The sequence below is a fragment of the Jannaschia seosinensis genome, assembly GCF_001408515.1.
Lineage (GTDB): Bacteria > Pseudomonadota > Alphaproteobacteria > Rhodobacterales > Rhodobacteraceae > Jannaschia > Jannaschia seosinensis.
Genome location: NZ_CYPR01000165.1, coordinates 1 through 17,826 on the forward strand (window position 1 = coordinate 1; position 17,826 = coordinate 17,826).

General features: G+C 59.7%; 12 protein-coding genes and 6 pseudogenes. 12 read left to right on the plus strand and 6 right to left on the minus strand.

The window, feature by feature from the left end; genetic code table 11:
• A partial coding sequence (istA, locus tag JSE7799_RS12710; RefSeq protein WP_083480567.1) for an IS21 family transposase occupies positions 1–1,111 on the minus strand: 1,111 nt, incomplete at its 3' end.
• Between the two features lie 116 nt (positions 1,112–1,227).
• Between istA and JSE7799_RS12715 the strand changes: the two are divergent.
• Positions 1,228–2,145, plus strand: a pseudogene (locus JSE7799_RS12715) (IS110 family RNA-guided transposase); the annotation flags it as partial.
• A gap of 305 nt (positions 2,146–2,450) precedes the next feature.
• Here JSE7799_RS12715 and JSE7799_RS19920 read toward each other — a convergent pair.
• Positions 2,451–2,699: pseudogene (locus tag JSE7799_RS19920) on the minus strand (IS5/IS1182 family transposase); the annotation flags it as partial.
• A 119-nt stretch (positions 2,700–2,818) separates the two neighbouring features.
• Between JSE7799_RS19920 and JSE7799_RS12725 the strand changes: the two are divergent.
• Positions 2,819–3,477: pseudogene (locus tag JSE7799_RS12725) on the plus strand (transposase); the annotation flags it as partial.
• Between the two features lie 176 nt (positions 3,478–3,653).
• Here JSE7799_RS12725 and JSE7799_RS12730 read toward each other — a convergent pair.
• From JSE7799_RS12730 to JSE7799_RS12735, 3 genes and pseudogenes are all read right to left on the minus strand, one after another.
• Positions 3,654–4,789 (minus strand): annotated as a pseudogene (locus tag JSE7799_RS12730) (IS110 family RNA-guided transposase).
• A 246-nt stretch (positions 4,790–5,035) separates the two neighbouring features.
• Positions 5,036–5,180: pseudogene (locus JSE7799_RS21800) on the minus strand (IS3 family transposase); the annotation flags it as partial.
• Between the two features lie 540 nt (positions 5,181–5,720).
• Positions 5,721–7,385: a hypothetical protein gene (locus tag JSE7799_RS12735; protein ID WP_055663963.1), complete on the minus strand. Its 1,665-nt coding sequence runs from the start codon at positions 7,383–7,385 to the stop codon at positions 5,721–5,723.
• 189 nt (positions 7,386–7,574) lie between these two features.
• Between JSE7799_RS12735 and JSE7799_RS12740 the strand changes: the two genes are divergently transcribed.
• From JSE7799_RS12740 to JSE7799_RS12775, 8 genes are all read left to right on the plus strand, one after another.
• A complete protein-coding gene (locus tag JSE7799_RS12740) occupies positions 7,575–7,862 on the plus strand; it encodes a hypothetical protein (RefSeq protein ID WP_055663964.1) in 288 nt (95 codons plus the stop codon).
• Positions 7,862–8,227, plus strand: coding sequence for a response regulator (locus tag JSE7799_RS12745; RefSeq protein WP_055663965.1), 366 nt, complete (start codon positions 7,862–7,864; stop codon positions 8,225–8,227). The genes JSE7799_RS12740 and JSE7799_RS12745 overlap by 1 nt, the downstream gene beginning before the upstream one ends.
• Positions 8,228–8,232: 5 nt before the next feature.
• Positions 8,233–10,209, plus strand: coding sequence for a chemotaxis protein CheA (locus tag JSE7799_RS12750; RefSeq protein ID WP_055663966.1), 1,977 nt, complete (start codon positions 8,233–8,235; stop codon positions 10,207–10,209).
• Positions 10,206–10,682, plus strand: a complete 477-nt coding sequence (locus tag JSE7799_RS12755) for a chemotaxis protein CheW (protein WP_055663967.1) — start codon at positions 10,206–10,208, stop codon at positions 10,680–10,682. The genes JSE7799_RS12750 and JSE7799_RS12755 overlap by 4 nt, the downstream gene beginning before the upstream one ends.
• A 28-nt stretch (positions 10,683–10,710) precedes the next feature.
• Positions 10,711–12,891, plus strand: a complete 2,181-nt coding sequence (locus JSE7799_RS12760; protein ID WP_055663968.1) for a HAMP domain-containing methyl-accepting chemotaxis protein — start codon at positions 10,711–10,713, stop codon at positions 12,889–12,891.
• A 3-nt stretch (positions 12,892–12,894) separates the two neighbouring features.
• Positions 12,895–13,419 carry a chemotaxis protein CheW gene (locus JSE7799_RS12765; protein WP_055663969.1) on the plus strand — a complete coding sequence of 175 codons (525 nt, stop codon included), beginning with the start codon at positions 12,895–12,897 and terminating at the stop codon, positions 13,417–13,419.
• A gap of 78 nt (positions 13,420–13,497) precedes the next feature.
• The gene (locus JSE7799_RS12770; protein WP_055663970.1) at positions 13,498–14,352 is read left to right on the plus strand and encodes a CheR family methyltransferase; all 855 of its coding nucleotides are present in this window, start codon (positions 13,498–13,500) and stop codon (positions 14,350–14,352) included.
• A complete protein-coding gene (locus tag JSE7799_RS12775) occupies positions 14,349–15,416 on the plus strand; it encodes a protein-glutamate methylesterase/protein-glutamine glutaminase (RefSeq protein ID WP_055663971.1) in 1,068 nt (355 codons plus the stop codon). Before JSE7799_RS12770 ends, JSE7799_RS12775 begins: the two co-directional genes overlap by 4 nt.
• 589 nt (positions 15,417–16,005) lie before the next feature.
• Here JSE7799_RS12775 and JSE7799_RS22325 read toward each other — a convergent pair.
• A pseudogene (locus tag JSE7799_RS22325) lies at positions 16,006–16,648 on the minus strand (transposase); the annotation flags it as partial.
• A gap of 173 nt (positions 16,649–16,821) precedes the next feature.
• Here JSE7799_RS22325 and JSE7799_RS12785 point away from each other — a divergent pair.
• Complete coding sequence (locus JSE7799_RS12785; protein WP_055663973.1) at positions 16,822–17,187, plus strand: hypothetical protein; 366 nt, start codon at positions 16,822–16,824, stop codon at positions 17,185–17,187.
• Between the two features lie 61 nt (positions 17,188–17,248).
• A partial coding sequence (locus JSE7799_RS12790; protein WP_186201932.1) for a transposase occupies positions 17,249–17,826 on the plus strand: 578 nt, incomplete at its 3' end.

Genomic DNA, 17,826 nt, shown 5'->3' on the forward strand with positions numbered 1-17,826 from the left:
GCATTGGATCAAAGAAAATGTCCGCGCGAAAGGAGCAGCGGGGAGGGAGTGAGAGGAAGTCAAAAAGGCAGAAGAGAAACAAAGGAGCGACGTAGCCCCTGATCCAGACGTCGCGGTGGCCGTAAGCAACCGGCACGGAATAATCGTTGGTCTTGTAGCGCACCAGCGCTTGGGAGCTGACCCGTCCGGTGGTCTGATCGCAGGCGTCGAATGGCGCGGCCGGCAGGTCGGCCATCGCGGCCAGGTCCCGCGCGAGACGTTGACCGATCGTCTCGGACTGGCCCCGCAGGACATCTGCTTGGCGCCTGCGGCACTGCTCCTCCAGATGGGCGTTGAACGCGTCCCAGGTTGCGACCCGCGGGATCGGCACCATGAAGTTGCGGCGGGAATAGCCGACCAGCCCTTCCGCGTTGCCCTTGTCGTTGCCCTTTCCGGGCCGCCCGTAGCGGTCGCGGAACAGGTAATGCGACAGGAACCCGCTGAAGAGCGTGGCCCGCTGACGCGTCCCGTCCGGCAGGATCTTCGCAACCAGACAGCGGTCGTTGTCGTAGAGGACCGATGCGGGCACCTTGCCAAAGAACGCGAAGGCGTGGACGTGGCCATCAATCCAGGCTTCCGCTGTCGCCGCGGGATAAGCGCGCACAAAGCAGGCATCGCTGTGCGGCAGGTCCATGACGAAGAAATGCGCCTTCTGCTCGACGCCGTCGATGATGACCACCGCCTCGCCAAAGTCGGCCTGGGCATGACCGGGCGGATGCGCCAGCGGCACGAACATCTCTCGGCCGCGCCGCTCGCGCTCCCGCATGTAGTCCTTCACGATCGTATAGCCGCCGGTGAAACCATGCTCATCGCGGAGCCGTTCGAACAACCGCTTCGCCGTGTGCCGCTGCTTGCGATGGACCTCGCGATCGCCATCCAGCCAGCCGTCGATGATCCCGGTGAACCCGTCCAGCTTCGGCCGCTTCACGGGCGCCGTTCGCCGGTATCCTGGAGGAATCGAGAACGCCAACATCTTCTGAACGCTGTCGCGCGAAATCCCGAAGTGATGCGCCGCCGCCCGCTGGCTCATGCCCTCCGCACAGGCCAATCGCACCTTACGATACAAGTCCACGGTGAAAATCCTCCCGCCCTCCCTGCCGCCAGAGAGGGTAAAGGTGGACGACTTTTACGCCGCCCGCAGCAGGCTCATCCCGCCGCTACCGTGGCAGACTTTTGCACCGCCGTTCTCAGCTGGAGTTCTTCAGTAAGCTACCGCCCTGCCTCGTGGTGATGGAAGCCTGCGGTGGCGCGCATTTCTGGGGGCGGGAGCTGGCACGGCTCGGCCATGACATCAGGCTCATCCCGCCCGTCTACGTGAAGCCGTTCGTCAAGCGGCAAAAGAACGATGCGGCTGACGCGGAGGCAATCTGCGAAGCAGCGCAGAGACCGAACATGCGCTTCGTGCCCGTGAAGAGCGAGGAAACGCAGGGGGCGGCCAGCGTCTTCCGCGTCCGGGAATTGCTCATCCGGCAGCGCACCCAGGCCATCAACGCGCTCCGCGGACACCTCACCGAATACGGCCAGGTCGTGCCGCAGGGCGCGACGAATGCCCGGCGCCTGATTGCGTTGATCGCGGACGACGCGTCGGATCTGCCAGCGACGGCACGGGCCTCCCTAAAGGTCCTGACTGCAACGCTCGCCCAGCTCGACGATCAAATCAAGGCCTTGGATGCCGAGATCACCCGTCGAGCCAAGGAGAGCGAAGTGGCGCGGCGTCTGATGACGATTCCGGGCATCGGTCCGCTGATCGCCACGGCCATCGCCACGTTGGCGCCACCGCCGGAAACGTTCCGCAAAAGCCGGGACTTCGCGGCATGGCTCGGCCTTACGCGGCGGCAGCATTCGACAGGCGGCAGGCAAAGGCTCGGGGCCACCACCAAAATGGGAGAGCGCTCCTTGCGCAGGTTGCTGATCATTAGAGCCAACAGCGTCATCATCAAGCGCCATTGCCACGCATTGGCACGCCCGGGCACTTGGCTAGCAAGAATGCTGGAGCGGAAGCCGACGATGCTGGTCCGGGTCGCGCTCGCCAACAAGATGGCGCGGATCGTCTGGGCGCTGATGAAGAGCGGAGAGATCTACCGGGCTCCGGCTGTGGCAGCGTAACACCTGCCAGCAGTCGCGAGGTCGTCGGAGCGGAGGAGGGCTGAGAGCAGCTTGGCGCAACGGTCGCGAGACGGGGTCGGAAAACCAGAGTGCAACAGGGTGCCACCGAGCACGCGGCTTTGATTTGGGTCCGACCCGCGAGCACCATGCGGGCCCGCGGCATGACGATGGCCGCACCATGAGGCCGGATACATGTCAGCACCCGACACCGCGCCAAATTGCTCCGGAAACCCTCTTGCGCAAGGGGCGGTTATACATGTTGCACAATCGGGTGATGTCCGTGCATCGCCTTTCCCCTGACGGATTTATCCCACGACCTTTGTGACGGAGATGCCAAGCGCGGTGCAACCGTTCAGGACGGCGATATGGACCTGGAGATCGAAATCCCGTGCCATGAGCCGCTGGCCCAGCAGTTTCACGATGCATTTTGTCTCGATGCGGCTTCGGCGGTGTTATCCGCTCCATCGCGGCCAGAGCGCCCGACCGACATATTTCGAGGCCCGCAGCGCTTCGTTTCGCGCCTCGGGACCGGCGGTGACGGCATTCCATGCTTTGCATTGTGCGCAGCGGGCGCGACCTAACCTGCTCCCCTGAAAGCTTCTTGATGGGGGTTTAGTCTGTTCCTCGAACGGGAAGACGGACAACGAGAAGATCGCCGTTCAGCGAGGAGCGGATCATCGGCATCTTAAGGAACATCGGGCGGGCGCAACGGCGGCTGAGTTGTGCCGGAAGCGCGGGGTCAGCGATGTTACGTTCTACAAGTGGCGGTCGAAGTATGGCGGCATCAAAGTGCCCGATGCTCGGAAGCTCAAGGCTTTGGAGGCGGAGAACGGGCGGCTGAAGAAGCTACTTGCGGAGGCGATGATGGACGTATCGAGACTGCGCGAGATACTCGGGAAAAGTTCTGAAGCCTGGCCCAAGGAGATCTGCCGTGACTGGGCCATCATCGAGAAGAACCATTCGCGGCGGCGCGCCTGTGCCCGGATCGGGATCGATCGGCGTGCCTGCCGCGACCGCTCCACCCGTGACGACGACGGATCCCTGCACAGACGCCTGCGCGAGCTGTCGAGCGAACGGCGCCGGTTCGGCTATCGGCGCCTGCACCTCCTTCTTCGGCGCGAGGGCGGGGACACGAACTGGATCGGAGGCCGTGAAGCAATCGGTCCAGTGGATCGATTGCAGGCCGCAGGGCTCTACCGCATCTATCGCGAGGAGCGGCTCACCGTGCGCAAGCGTGGCGGCCGCAAGCGCGCCCGGGACACGCGGGCACCGATGGCGATCCCGCAAGAGCCGAACCAGCGCTGGAGCCCGGACATCGTCAGTGACGCGCTCCGAGGCGCTTCGGTTCGAACTGGGTGTCCCGTTCCGCTGTTTTACCGTCTCTGTGCCATCCGTTGCCCGGCAGGGCATCGCCCGGCGATGTCCCGAGAGGGACCTCATGGCTCGCGCCTCACCATCTCTGGGCCTGCCGGTCCAAGGCCGGACCAGCGCGACTGGTCTCTTCCGTCTCAGGCTGGGGCGGCCCGGTAGCTGCTGTTTCCGGCAATCAGCGCCCAGATGGTTCGCGCCATTCGGTTGGCCAGCGCGACCGCCACGACCTTCACGGGCTTGCGGGCAAGCATCCGGTCAAGCCAGTCCGGCACCTGCCCTGCCGGGATCTCTCGATGTCCTCGCCGCACGCTGATCATTCGCCATCGATCTTGAACGCGTGGCGACACGCTGGCTCATCATGGCGCCAGGATAGAGCAGCCTGCGCAGGTGATGGGGGACCGTGGCCCCGGTGGGGCCGCGTAAGCCCCCTGAACGATTGCCTGCCTTTGAGATCCGCCCGAGCCTTTCTTTCCCGCCACTGGAATGAGCCCGCGGCGGTGCGGGCCGGAACGCGATCCGTCCGAGAGACGGACCGCACGCCGAGCCATGCCGCGTCGTCGCGCGCGCTGCGAAAAGCGGCCACGTCGGGGGTCGTGGCTGCAAACGCGCTGGACGAGATCGTGCCCACCCCGGGCACCGTCGCCAGTCGGCGCGCCAGCGCGTCTTCGCCCTGCATCTCGCCGATCCGCGTGGTGACCTCCTCGATCCGAGCCTGTGTGTTGCGCAGCTGATCGGCCAGCAGATCCAGTGCCGGGCGCGCTGCATCGGGCATGTCGCAGGCGGCGTCGAGAAGGCGATCGACGTTAAGGATGCCCTTCGCCACGACGACCCCGAACTCACCCAGGTGCGCGCGGATCGCGTTTACAATCTGCGTCCGCTGCCGGACCAGGAAGTCACGTGCCTTGTGATCGAGCAGCGCCGCCTGCCGGTCCGCCGACTTTACCGGCACGAAGCGCATGGTCGGGCGCGTGACAGCCTCGCAGATCGCCTCCGCATCAACCGCGTCGGTCTTTCCGCGCATTACGTAAGGCTTGACGTAGGCGGGCGGCATCAGCCGCACCTCGTGCCCGACCGCCGTCAGCTCCCGCGCCCAATAATGCGCCCCCGCACAGGCTTTCATGCCGACGAGGCAGGGCTCCAACCGTGAGAAGAACGCCAGCACCTGCGACCGTCGCAACTGACGCCGGCAGACAAGGGTACCTTCTGCGTCCACTCCGTGAACCTGAAAGACGTTCTTGGCCAGATCGAGGCCGATAGCGATAGGCTTGTCCATGGATGGCTCCCCTCAGGTGCGTGCTTCACAGACCCACCTTGGCACAACGCGATGCCGCTGGCGGGGCCATCCACACCATTAATGGCGCACAAGGCTCGCCGCCGAGCGTATGCCGCACACTGTCGATGCACTTGCGACGGCGCAAAGGATGAGGCCGTTGTTCGCCACTGGTCCGAGGACAGCGGGAGAATGAAATTTCCCCGGGCAGCCTCGGCAAGGATCGTTCGGCGCAGCCTCGGACCGATGGCGGCTTGCGCCAGTGGTAATACGTCGGCTCCGTCAAGCCGATCTGACGCACCGCGCCGTAGATCGCCATGCCCTGTCCGTGAAGCACTTCGACCTGCCAAAGCTTGAGCACAATCTCTTCGGGTTTGTCTCGTTTTCCTGCCATCTCTGGTCCTCCTGAACGAGATAATTCTATCCCAGCTGATGGACCACTTCAGTGGGGCACTCCAGGCCCTCGACGACCGCAACCGCCTGAAATGCGTCAGCCGCGCCGCTGTCTCACAAACCGCCCCTGCATCGCTTGCCAGCTTGCGCGGCCGCTACGCAGATCCAATCCTTTCGCTGTCAGTCTCCTACCTCCTTGCGAGGCTTGTGACGCAAGCAGCTGAAAGCTGCCGCAGACCACAGCTTGGCGCCCTCACAACCTTAGAAACGGTGACCGCCGCAAGTTCCCGTCGCCACCGCGCAGGCGGGCGGCTCGCTGATAATGCTAAAGCACCTGCACCCGCCCCACCTCTTCTTAAGCGTTTGCATGCCCGGAACCGCCGTCGCCAGGTGCCTGACCACGGCCTTCACCGGATCGTGCCCGAACGTATAGCATCCGACTTTCCCAATTCCTCGGGAGCTACGAGACCGTTCGCAACTCACATGCCGGTGGGACGGGGAAGGGTCGTGTGAGGACGGTCAAGCTGCCCAACAACGCCCATCAAAGTAGAAAGTCACTCATATCTTCCTCTTCCACCACACCCGCGCTGGGAGGATCTTTCAATCCTAGAGCCTTGCGATGCACTGAACGCTCCTCTTCCATCGTATAAACCTGATATAACCAATCAAAATCAGATGTCGTATTACGGTTTTCGGGAGCCGCCAACGAGGGGCCCTGAACCCGCCGTGCAAGGTTTGCGAGTTCAGCCGCATAATCCGCTGCCGCCCCGAAGGCGCTTTTTCCTGCCGTTGCTGCGCCAGCCAGCCGCCCGGAATGGCCGAGAAGCTGTTGTCGAGTAGACCGAATGCGCTCCACCACCTTGCTTTGTATGTCTGCTTCTTGCACTGCAACGGCCTGAAGCTCGAGGAGTGTCTCAAGGTCCTGACTCAAACCTGATGTGGCGAGAGCTTCCGATGTACTACGAATGTACGTCAAAGACCGACCAATTCGTACCATCAGATCTGAAGTTCGGCCAACGACGTCCTTCACCGAACCGGCCAAAAAGCGAAGCGGAGAATTTGCCGAGCCTGATCGGTGCGCGACCAGCGACGCATTATGGACCGACGTCTCAAGCTCCCGGTTCAGACGCACTGAAGCTTGAAGATGATTTTGCGTTCGCTCTATTTGGCCCGTTAACCCTGAAAGAAGCGTCAGCGCCTTTCCAAGCTGGTCCCGCGCTCCGGCGACCGAATCAAGCATCATCTGATTTTCTTGTGTTGTCGCACTCATCCACATGTCAGAGGGATTCGCCCCCCCCTTCCCACCATCAGCCAGAAGGTTTTCACCAAGAATCGCATTAATGGCCACCAATGAAAGATTTGCTGTTGAACATACGTCGATCAAGGCTTCTGCCATTGAGCCAAGCTGAGCTGCTGCAACCGCCGCCAGCGCGGAACGGTCTACATCTGGCCCATTCTCCATAGCGTCAAAGATCATTTGGACATGCTCCATGCGCTGCGCAAACGCGTCCGGGAACTGCAGGCAACTGATGAGATCACGAACAGCTGATTGCACCCCTTCGCCAAGCCGAGATGCGTCTTCACGAACTAGGTTCGTGTAGACATGATGCGCATGCTCGAGGCGCGCAAGCCGAACGGTCTTTCTGCCGGCCCCGTCTGAAAGAGCTTGAAACTCGCGCGCAATATCGACGAGTTCATCCCGTGCAAAGCCGCTCTGGCGCTGTGTCTCAACGATGAGATCAGCCGACCGTGCCGTCGTTTGCTGCAGCTCCCGGCATTGGCCGTCCAGTGAGTCAACGAATGCAGCAAGCCTGTCGCCGGCGCCCCGTAGCTCGGTCTGCGTAATCTTCGTCAGCGAAGAGATCGTCGTTAGTTCGGCAGTACATTTCGCCATGTCCCGCAGCGAGCCGGAGACTTCAACTAGTGCACCCTGAAAAGCTCTGTCTGTCAGAGACGCCACGGCTTCTTCGGCAGCGGAGGAAGCGGAGGAAGCGTTTTCCAAAAACACAGCGAAGGCGGTGCCGCGCTCACCCGCGGCCCCATCTGTCGCGGCAGCCGCAAGAAGCATCGAAACGTCCGAATCGAATTCCTCCGCCGTATTTCGAATTACCTCGGCCTCGAAGAATGCAACTGAGAAAGCTCCAGATATGTCGCTTGCAAGCCGTCCAAGAGTTTCCCTGAAGGGAGGCGCCAGATGTGAAATCATGTCTTTTCCGTTCGTGACCGAATTCTCATGTAAGAAGGATGTACTAGCAAAACCTTAAAGCTATGAACCCGAAAATATTGCTTAAAATCAAGCTTAGCTGACAACGTTCACAGCTCGCCAAAATGCCAATCTTCATGATTTCTTAGCGCCTTCAGGGGAGTAATTGCTGGAAACGCGCACGAGGAACAGATGCTAAAAACCGAAACTGTTGAGATGGAAGTATTACGCATAGCCGCCGATCTCGACGCGAGAACAGTTGTCGCGGCGTATGAGATGCTTGCCAAAAGCCTAGAGAACCGCAAGAAATCGGGAAAATTATCAAGAATCGAGTTTGATGCTAGTGAGACTCCGCCCTCGCCGCTCTCGCTTCAACTCCTTGTCAGCGCCACTCGTACGGTCCCTCGCGAGCGACTGGACATTGGCACCCGCGCCACCGCTGTCTTGGCCAATCTCGAACTTCTCAAGGAGAACCAGTGATGCCGAAGACCGTCCTTAGTGTCGACGACTCCAAAAGTATCCGCGATATGATCGGCTTCACCCTTCAACCCCAAGGTTACAATGTTCTCGGCGCTGGTGATGGCGTCGAGGGCCTCGCCGCACTCGCAAAAAACGAGGTCCACCTCGTTCTTTGCGACCTCAACATGCCGAACATGAATGGGATCGAGATGATCCAGAAGGTTCGTGCGGACAACCGGTTTGATGGGATCCCGATTGTAATGCTGACAACCGAGGCACAAAAAGAGAAAATGAAAGAGGCCAAAGAAGCCGGTGCGACCGGATGGATAGTGAAGCCCTTCGATGAAGAGAAGCTTATTTCCGTTGTCTCTAAACTTGCTGGATGACGGCTATGAACGCAGCTGTCGACTCCTTTGTCGAAGAGGCCACCGATATCTTGGACGGCCTCGAGAAGATTCTTCTTGAGCTAGAAGCGGACCCTACGAACACCGGCACCGTAGATGCGGTGTTTCGTGCGCTTCACACACTCAAGGGATCCGGGGCAATGTTCGGCTTCGCTTCCCTCGCGCGTTTTACTCACCCCTTCGAAAACGCCTACGAGCAAATCCGCGAGGGGACGGCTAAGGTTACACCGGAAATTATCCAGCTCTCTCTTGCGTCGCGAGACCACTTGCAGCGAATCATCGCAAAGGGTCCGGACGCTGAGAATAGCGACATACAAGATCCGACCTCTCTTAAGCTTGTGGAAAAGATTGATGTTTTAATTGCGGACCAAACGACGAGAAACAAATCCACTGGGGCCATCCGGGCACACTCGACGCAGTCGCAACGCTTCCTCATCACCTTCAAACCGCACGAGTCAGATATGCGGAACGGCATGCGGCCAGACCTGCTGCTGGCTGAGCTGGAAGGTCTGGGCGAGGCGCACGTGACTTGTAGTGCCGCAGGGGTTCCCCCGCTTCGGGAGCTTGATCCAACCGTCTGTCACTTCTGCTGGACAATCGAGCTGACAACTTCCGCCGGCCGAGATGCGATTGATGAAGTGTTCATATTCGCAAGTGACAGCGCAGTTACAGTCACCCCTTTAGCGCCAGATACAATTGATATGGCAATCTCGCAGCCTGCACCGGGCATGGAAAGGAATGCGATCGGTAGTGGCAGGATGCTGAAGAGCGATGAAAATCTCACTGCCGCTCCGCCTAAATCTGATTCGGTGCGTGTTCAGGCCCACCGTCTCGACGAATTGATGGACCAGCTGGGTGAGCTGGTAATTACCCAGGCCCGCCTTAACCGGATTTCTGCCGATCTTGACGACACTTCTCTTGCTGAAACGACCGAGGAAATCGAGCGCTTGGTGACCGGCCTTCGAGACGCGACCCTGTCGATCCGCATGCTGCCGATCGAACTCGTCTTCGGGAAATTTCGTCGAGTTGCACGGGATCTCTCGGCAGAGCTTGGCAAGCACGTTCAACTGCTTACTCGAGGCGGCGAAACGGAAGTCGACAAGAACGTCATAGACAGTCTGACAGAGCCTTTGGTCCACATCATTCGAAATTCCATTGATCACGGCGTCGAAGCGCCCGACGCTCGACTCTCGGCAGACAAGCCAGAGCGTGCTACGATTGTGATGCAGGCTCGCCAGTCCGGGGGCGAAGTTCTGATATCTGTCAGTGACGACGGTGCCGGTCTTAACGCGGAGGCAATTCGGCAAAGAGCAGTTTCCCGAAAACTGATCGATGAAGATCAGGAGGTCACTGACGAACAGCTCCACCAACTCATTTTTGAACCTGGCTTCTCGACTGCCGAAGCAGTCTCAAGCGTCTCTGGCCGCGGCGTTGGAATGGATGCAGTTCGCCGTGTCATTGATGATCTGCGCGGCACCGTCGAGGTCAAATCTCAGCCAGGCCGAGGAACGGAAGTGACCCTTCGCTTGCCGCTTACTCTTGCGATTATTGACGGGCTCCTAGTAAGAGTCGGAAACAATCCCTTCGTAATGCCGCTGTCAACTGTCGAGGAGTGCGTCGAACTTCCGCCAGACGAAACCGCCCGCCAGAGCGGGCGTTCCATCTTGCGTATCCGAAACAAGTTAGTGCCGTTTCTGCGCCTCGATACACTGTTCGGATTTGAACGGGTTGAAAACGATGACCGGCGCGTAGTGATTACCAGTGTCGACGGACGCCGACTCGGCTTTGTTGTTGATGAAGTGATTGGCCAGCACCAGACCGTCATCAAGCCGCTCAGCGTTTATCACCGCGGCATCGAGGGGCTCGCCGGATCTACGATCCTTGGAGATGGATCGGTGGCGCTGATCCTTGATGCCGCAGCAATCGTCAAGCGCGCACAGGCGGCAGTGAGGACTGCAGCATGACCAACAACACCGGAAGCCTCGGGGCAGTCGACGCCGCCATGGCACTCACGTTCTCGCTTGATGGTGAGACCTTTGCCGTTCCAGTCCAGCATGTTCGCGAAATCATCGACCCGCTTCCGATCACTGATGTCCCCAATGCCGATCAAGTTGCGCCGGGTCTGGTTAACGTTCGCGGGGCAATCGCTCCTTTCATCGACCTGCGCCACCGCCTCGGAATGAGGCCGGCGGTACTTCGCGAAACCAGTCGCATTCTTGTCCTTGAACTGACGCTTGAGGGCGAGATGACTACGGTCGCGATGCTGGCGGATGACGTGGATGACATAACGGAAACTACTTCGGCCGATTTGGAGACGGTTCCGGACCTTGGGGTTCGCTGGCCGACTGAATTCATCAAGGGCGTCGCCAAGAAAGATGGTGCGCTCGTGATCCTACTCGATGTCCAAACGGCCTTCGCGCCGAAGCCCTCCCACTGACAGCTCCAGCCCACGGAAGAGCACGAAAATGCGACTGACCATCAAGACCAAGCTCCTCGCCGCCTTTACGGTGATGGTGATCCTCCTCGGCGCAACCGTCTTACTTGGCGTACGCGGCATCTCGACCGTTAGCGGGCAGGTTGCGGTGATTGTTGACGATACAGCAGCCGAAATCGAGTTTGCTCAACGAATTCGGACCAACATGATGGGAATTGAGCGCGGCGTACTAACCTACATTGACGACGTCATGGCTCGGAAAAGTCCCGAAGCCATCCAAGAAGCAATTGCTTCTGTTGATCGCCGCATGCTGAATATCGGTCAGAATCGCATGGAGCTTGAGGAAGTTGTTCCAGACGAAGAACGTCCACTTCTAACCGCGTTCGACGAGAAATGGGCGGAGTATGTCGCCTTGGAAGGCGAGCTTCGCCCTTGGGCGCTGATGCGCACCGCCGTTCAGGCCACCGACCTTGTCCTTGGCGACAGCGGCCTCGCCTTCGACCGGCTCTACAACACTGCAAACACTGCACAGGATACCACCCGCGCACGAATCAGACGCAGTCCTCAACCGGCGTCTGCGCTCGTTGCTCTCGAGCAAATTATCGACCAAGCGCTTGATGACATTCGGGACCTTCGACAGGCTGAGAAGAATCTTCTTTTGGCGGCAGGCGAAGACGTGACAGCTGACACGACGACTCGCATAACCAGTCTTATCACGGCGTTCGAGGCGAAGATTGCCGCTGCACAGGAATTAAAAGGTTCCCAGGTCGAGCCATTGGTCACCGAACTGACCGCAGGATGGGCCGAATACCGGCCGATTGTGGAACGGATCATGGCGCTCATCGCGCAAGACAGCAAAGCGAAGGCTTATGAGCTTTACGCTAAGGCTGACAATGCGTGGCAAGCTGCGGCCAATGCTAATGAAACGCTGGTCAAGAGGGCCAATGAATCAATGGAAAGAGAACACGCGGCTGCCGTCGATCTGGAAACTCGGCAAACCCGCACGCTGCTAATTCTTGCCGTCGTCGCCTTATCTTTTGCCATTGGCACTGCTGCTTGGCTATCCGTAAGCATCAGTCGCGGCCTAAACCGTGCAGCCAGCGTCGCCAGAGAGGTGGCGAGAGGCAATCTCGAGGTCGATGCGATGACAACAAGTCGGGACGAAATCGGTGTTCTGCTGAATGCAATGGAGGACATGGTAGGCGACCTCAGAGGAATGTCTCGTTCTGCCGAGGCCATTGCCAAGGGCGATCTGACAGCGGACGTGACGCCGCGCTCGGAGGATGATCGGCTCGGCGTTGCATTGCGCGACATGACAGCCAAGCTTCGGGAAGTCATCTCGAACGCCAGCGTCAGCGCGAAGTACGTCGCCGAAGGCGCCGGCAATATGTCGACAACTGCCGAGCAGCTCGCGGCGGGCTCTAACCAGCAGGCGTCTGCTGCGGAGGAAGCATCGGCGTCTATCGAGGAGATGACGGCGAACATTCGGCAAAACGCGGATAATGCCAGTCAGACGGAAAAGATCGCAAACCAGTCGGCGGATGATGCCAAGCGTTCCGGCGAGGCAGTGAACAATGCCGTCCGTGCGATGAAGACGATTGCCGATAAAATCACGATCATTCAGGAAATCGCTCGGCAAACTGACCTGCTCGCGCTGAATGCGGCTGTCGAAGCCGCCCGGGCCGGCACCCACGGCAAAGGTTTTGCGGTGGTGGCCTCCGAAGTGCGCAAGCTTGCCGAACGCAGCCAGCAGGCCGCCGCTGAAATCAATCAACTATCCGGCGAGACCGTGGAGGTTTCCGGCGAGGCCGGCCGGATGCTCGAAACGCTGGTGCCGAACATTCAGCGTACCGCCGACCTCGTTCAAGAGATCTCCGCCTCCACCCGTGAGCAGAATGTCGGGGCGGAGCAGATCAATCAGGCGATCCGAGAGCTTGATAAGGTCATCCAGCAGAATGCCGCTGCGGCCGAGGAATCCGCTGCTACAAGCCAAGAGTTGGCGGCCCAGTCGCAGCAACTAAACGGCGTGATCTCCTACTTCCGGGTCAGCGAGAACGAGCAACCCGCAGAAGCACCGAACAAGAACACGGTTGTTGCGCCCAAGCCGAAACCTTTGCAAGCGGACAAGATAGCGCAGAATGTCGAGGCGTTCGATTTGGATCTCGCCTCCGACGACGTTTCGGACGCCGACTTTCAACGCTATGCGGGCTGATCCATGATCAACGAAGAGCAATTGGACAGCTTGATGGTGGGGGAGGACGATCCGTCCTCTACCTATCTCACCTTTGATTTAGGTGAGCACATCTTGGGCATTGAGGTTCAATATGTCCGCGAAATCTTAGACATGCAAAAGATTACACGGCTGCCGAATGTTCCGGCTGAGGTGCACGGGGTCGTCGATCTGCGTGGTGTCAGCGTGCCAATCATCGACTTGAAAAGCAGGCTGGGTGTGCCTCCGCACGAGTTGGGTGATGAAGCCCGAATCGTCGTCGTCGAAGTCGGAACAGACGCTGATTACGGTCTTGTCGGCGTTCTTGCGGATCGTGTTCGAAACGTCGATCAGATCGGGGCGCACCGGATCGAAAAGCCTCCTAGCGTGGGAATGAGGAACTGGGACCTCAGAATCGTGCGAGGACTTTCACGCAGCGGCTCGGATTTAATCGTCTTGATCGATATCACGCACGTATTTTCTGTTGATGGAGTTGAGATCGACCTCGGCTCGGGCACTGGCATCTTCTGACGTCTTCGCCAATCGACTACATGCCGCCGGCAATCGCGAAAGCGTCCCCCTTCCGCCGATCCCGTCAGGAAGACAGTAATGCTTCACCAAGTGGTCAAGACCCGTCAGATCCCGCTCCGACCAGAAGACATCAAGAGGCTTGTGGCGCTGGCGCGAGAAATTGTCGGAATTACAATTGATGATCGCAAGTCCGATTTCTTGACGGGGCGACTTTTTCAGCGTCTCGCCGCAAACGGATTGACGAGCTATGCCGATTACTGTCGGCTGTTGGAGAGTGACGTGGCTGAACGCACCTCTTTCGGTGAGGCGCTCACAACCCACACAACCAGCTTTTTCCGAGAAAAGGCACAGTATGATTGGCTGTTGAATGAGGGGCTACCTGAACTTGATGAGCGAACTCAGACGGGACAGCGCGAACTTCTGATATGGAGCGCGGCATGCTCCTCCGGACAAGAGGGGTACACGGCTCTCATGGTCGCACAGCAAGCTCGGAGTCGTGGGCTCTGGAGCCTTAATCCACACCTGATTGGAACCGACGTTTCGCGCCCGGTCATCCGCGCGGCAAATCAGGCTGTCTATTCACGCCAAGAAATTGAGGGCATTCCAACAGATTTACGCCGCCGCTTTCTACTGTCCTCAAAGAAAACAACTGGAATCTACCGTATCGTCCCGGAGCTTCGAAAGCTTGCGACTTGGCGGCAGGCAAATCTAGATAGTGGCCTCGGACTCGACGGAATCGCAGCCGACGTCATTTTCCTCCGCAATGTGCTGATCTATTTTGACGACGAGGTTCGCGCGCGTGTGATTGACAACGTCTACCGTCGGTTGCGGCCTGGCGGCTTCCTGATGACGGGACATACCGAAGCCTCTCACGCACGTCGCGATGGCCTCGAACTCGTCCGCCCCTCAATCTTTCGCAAGACCGTCGAATGACGGGCCTAAGAAAGAAACGCGTTCTGATTGTCGACGACAGTGCAGTCGTGCGCCAGACCATCAGTAAGATTATTGCGAATCACCCACAGCTGGAGGTAATGGCGACCGCCAATGACCCCTTTCAGGCAGCGGACCGTCTGAAACATGAGGTCCCAGACGTCATCGTGCTCGACGTTGAGATGCCTCGTATGGACGGCATCACCTTTCTGCGCCGCCTGATGGCACAGCGACCGCTGCCTGTCGTCGTCTGCTCCACCCTTGTAGGGGATGGCAGCAAGACCTTCTTGGCCGCGCTCGAAGCAGGCGCTGTGGACATCATCCAAAAACCAAATCTATCGACGCGCAAGTTTCTCGAAGAATCTTCAGTTCGCATTCAGGAAGCAGTTCTTGGCGCGGCACATGCGCATTTGTCCAGACGTCAGCCGATAAAGATTGAGTCAAAATTAACAGCCGATGCGATGCTCGCTCCCTTTGGCCGCACTTCAATGGTGAAGACGACAAACAAAGTGGTGGCAATTGGCGCATCTACCGGCGGGACCGAAGCATTGCGCCTTGTCCTCCAATCCCTTCCGCATGACGCACCACCAATTGTAATTGTCCAGCACATGCCGGAAACCTTTACCCGCGGCTTTGCCAAGAGACTCGACGAGATGTGCCAGATCACCGTTAAGGAGGCCCAAGATGGAGACAGCGTTCTGCAGGGCCAAGCACTTATAGCGCCTGGCGCTCGCCACATAATGCTCACGCGAAACGGCGCGAATTATCGTGTTGAAGTCTCCGATGGGCCTTTGGTCAATCGGCACCGGCCGTCGGTGGATGTTCTGTTTCGTTCGGTCAGTCGCGTTGCCGGCGCCAATGCCGTCGGTGTAATTATGACAGGTATGGGCGATGATGGCGCGCGGGGTCTGAAAGAGATGAGAGATACCGGCGCCCGTACACTAGCACAAAACGAAGCCAGTTGCGTCGTCTATGGTATGCCTGCCGAAGCGGTAAAACGGGGCGGCGTCGAGCGTGAGGTTTATCTTTCTGAAATCGCGTCTCTGGTCTGCCGGCTAGGAAGCTAAGTCGTTAGTAAATGACAAAGCAATCTAGATGGTGACTCCGACTCCATTTCCAAACCCCGTGAGGGCCTTATGTCGTCGATCCGGCATGATAGTCGGTCGACGAGATCGGTCCCCCCAGGTCTGCAAGATCAGAAGCGGGCCGAGTTGCGATGACGCGCTCGAGCGCCGTAGCTTGCTGACGATCTGGTTAGCTCCCGAAATCGGCGTGGCCGGCTGCAGACACGCGGCGATGCCGCCATTCCGACACGCCTCTCCATAAAGGTCTTGCCGGCATGGCTCCTTGCTAGGCGATGCATTCCTCAACCCTCACCGTCGGAAGCCTGCTGCATTTGGTCGACCTCGACCGGCGGGGCTCGACTCCAGCATGCCGAGCTGTAGCAAGAAGGCGCCGGCCACAAACATCCCGTATCTTGGGTAGAGAAGGCCGCTATACTAGCCGATCCCGTCTTGCGACGTTGCTGCGCGATGCTCCGTCGGGCGATGGACAGCACCGGGATCGAAAGTGAGGGAGATTAGGAAATGAACGAGCGGCCCGCCTCTGTTGCACAAAAGCCCGGAGTGGAGGCTCACCTTTGGCCGGAGGGACTCGTCCCATGGCCTCGGTGACTGGGATGCCAGGTGCGGTGTGGCGGTTCATGATGGGGATGCGGAGCTGGGTCTGCGCGGGCTGTGGGGCAAAGTCCCGCGCCGTGCCCCGCCCGAGTGATTTCGTGCAGAGCATCCTAGCCTCCGGCACGGCATCGGCGGTTGTGCCCGTTCCGGTGTCGCCAGATCGCTCGACCGAGGTGTTTCGACGCTCGGGGAGCGACGTTTCCGGCCGCCGCTCCCGCGGTGACGCGCTCCACAGCTTCGTGTTCTTGCGGGGTGGGATGAGGGTCTGAGGGCCACGGTCGGCAAGGGCATCGTGGCATTTGCGGGCGTCGCAGGCACCGTCCGCGGTACCGCTCCCGATCTCCTGGTCCACCGGGATCCGGTTGCGAAGATCGGGCAGGACGTTCGCGACGCGCTCGAAGCGGTGGCGCTGCGCGGCCGACCATCGCCGACATGGCTCCCGTTCGCGTTCGCGGGCTCTCTCGGACCGTTGGCGTTCGCCCGCTCACTCGCGAAGGCCCGAACCTCCAGCGCTTCCGTATCGATCCCGAGAGGGATCTTGCGCCGTGAGCCATTCCGCGCCCCAGATCCGAGCGACCATGGCGAATGCGCCGTTTGGGCCCGCCATGCTTGCGCGCGTACCGCCCGTTTTCACCCTCGACCTCGATGCCGGTGCTGCCCACTGCCCGACAGGGCATTGCGTAGCACTGCCCCCCCAAGTTCGCAGACTACACGACACAGCCGTTTTTGGGGTGGCCGAGACCGGCAAGAGAGATTCTTCTGGTGGACTCGACCTCGCCAAAGGAACGGTCCCTTGAATATCCGTGCTCTCGCCGATCTCCAGAAAACGCTAACTCCGCATGTGCCGTTGGGCAAGTCACGGCTCGAGACGCTCTGCATGATCCTGCTTGGCATGATCAGCGCCCGAACGGTGAACCTGACGCATATCGCGAGCGAGCGGCCAAGTCGCGCCATGGTTGCATCGACCTATCGCCGTCTGCAACGCTTCTTCCAACACGTGTGCCTGCCCGAGGATTGGAGCGTGGGCATCGTGATCTCGCTGCTCGGCAACCCTCGCCCTTGGCATCTGTGTCTTGACCGCACCAACTGGAAGATCGGCAAGACCGACGTTAACCCGGATAATTCACGAGAAGGCGGCGGAGGTTGCGTAACCGTCTGAAACTCTGCATTTTTTGGTTATCGGCGCCAAAGATTCAGATTTCAGCAGGACGACCTCCGCCATGACCCAGTCTACGTGCTCCGCACCCCGTCTGTCACCCCTCAATGGCAAGCCGATCCTGCTCGGGTTTGACGGCGCCGACATGAGCTCCGACGCCGGACTGACCCTGCTGCGCGAGATCGAGCGCAGGGCGGGTCTGGCGCAGCGGCTCGCAGATTGCCTGCACGATCCGCGTGACCCGGCGAAAGTTCAGCATAGCCTGAGCGACATCATCCGGTTCCGGATCATGATGATCGGGGCGGGATACGAAGACGGCAACGACGCGGCAGCCCTGCGGCACGATCCCAGCTTCAGGATCGCGCTGGAGCGTGGCCCGGAAACAGGGCCGGCCTTGTGTTCGCAGCCGACGATCTCGCGCATGGAGAACCTGCCCGACGCCCGCGCCCTTATCCGCATGGGCCACGAGATGATCCGGTTCTACTGCCACTCGTTTGCGCGCCCCCCAAGCCGGATCGTGCTCGATATCGATGATACCTTTGACGCGGTGCATGGCCACCAGCAGCTGCGCCTGTTCAATGCGTTCTACGACGAGTTCGGCTTCCAGCCGATCGTCGTGTTTGACGGCGAAGGCCGGCTCGT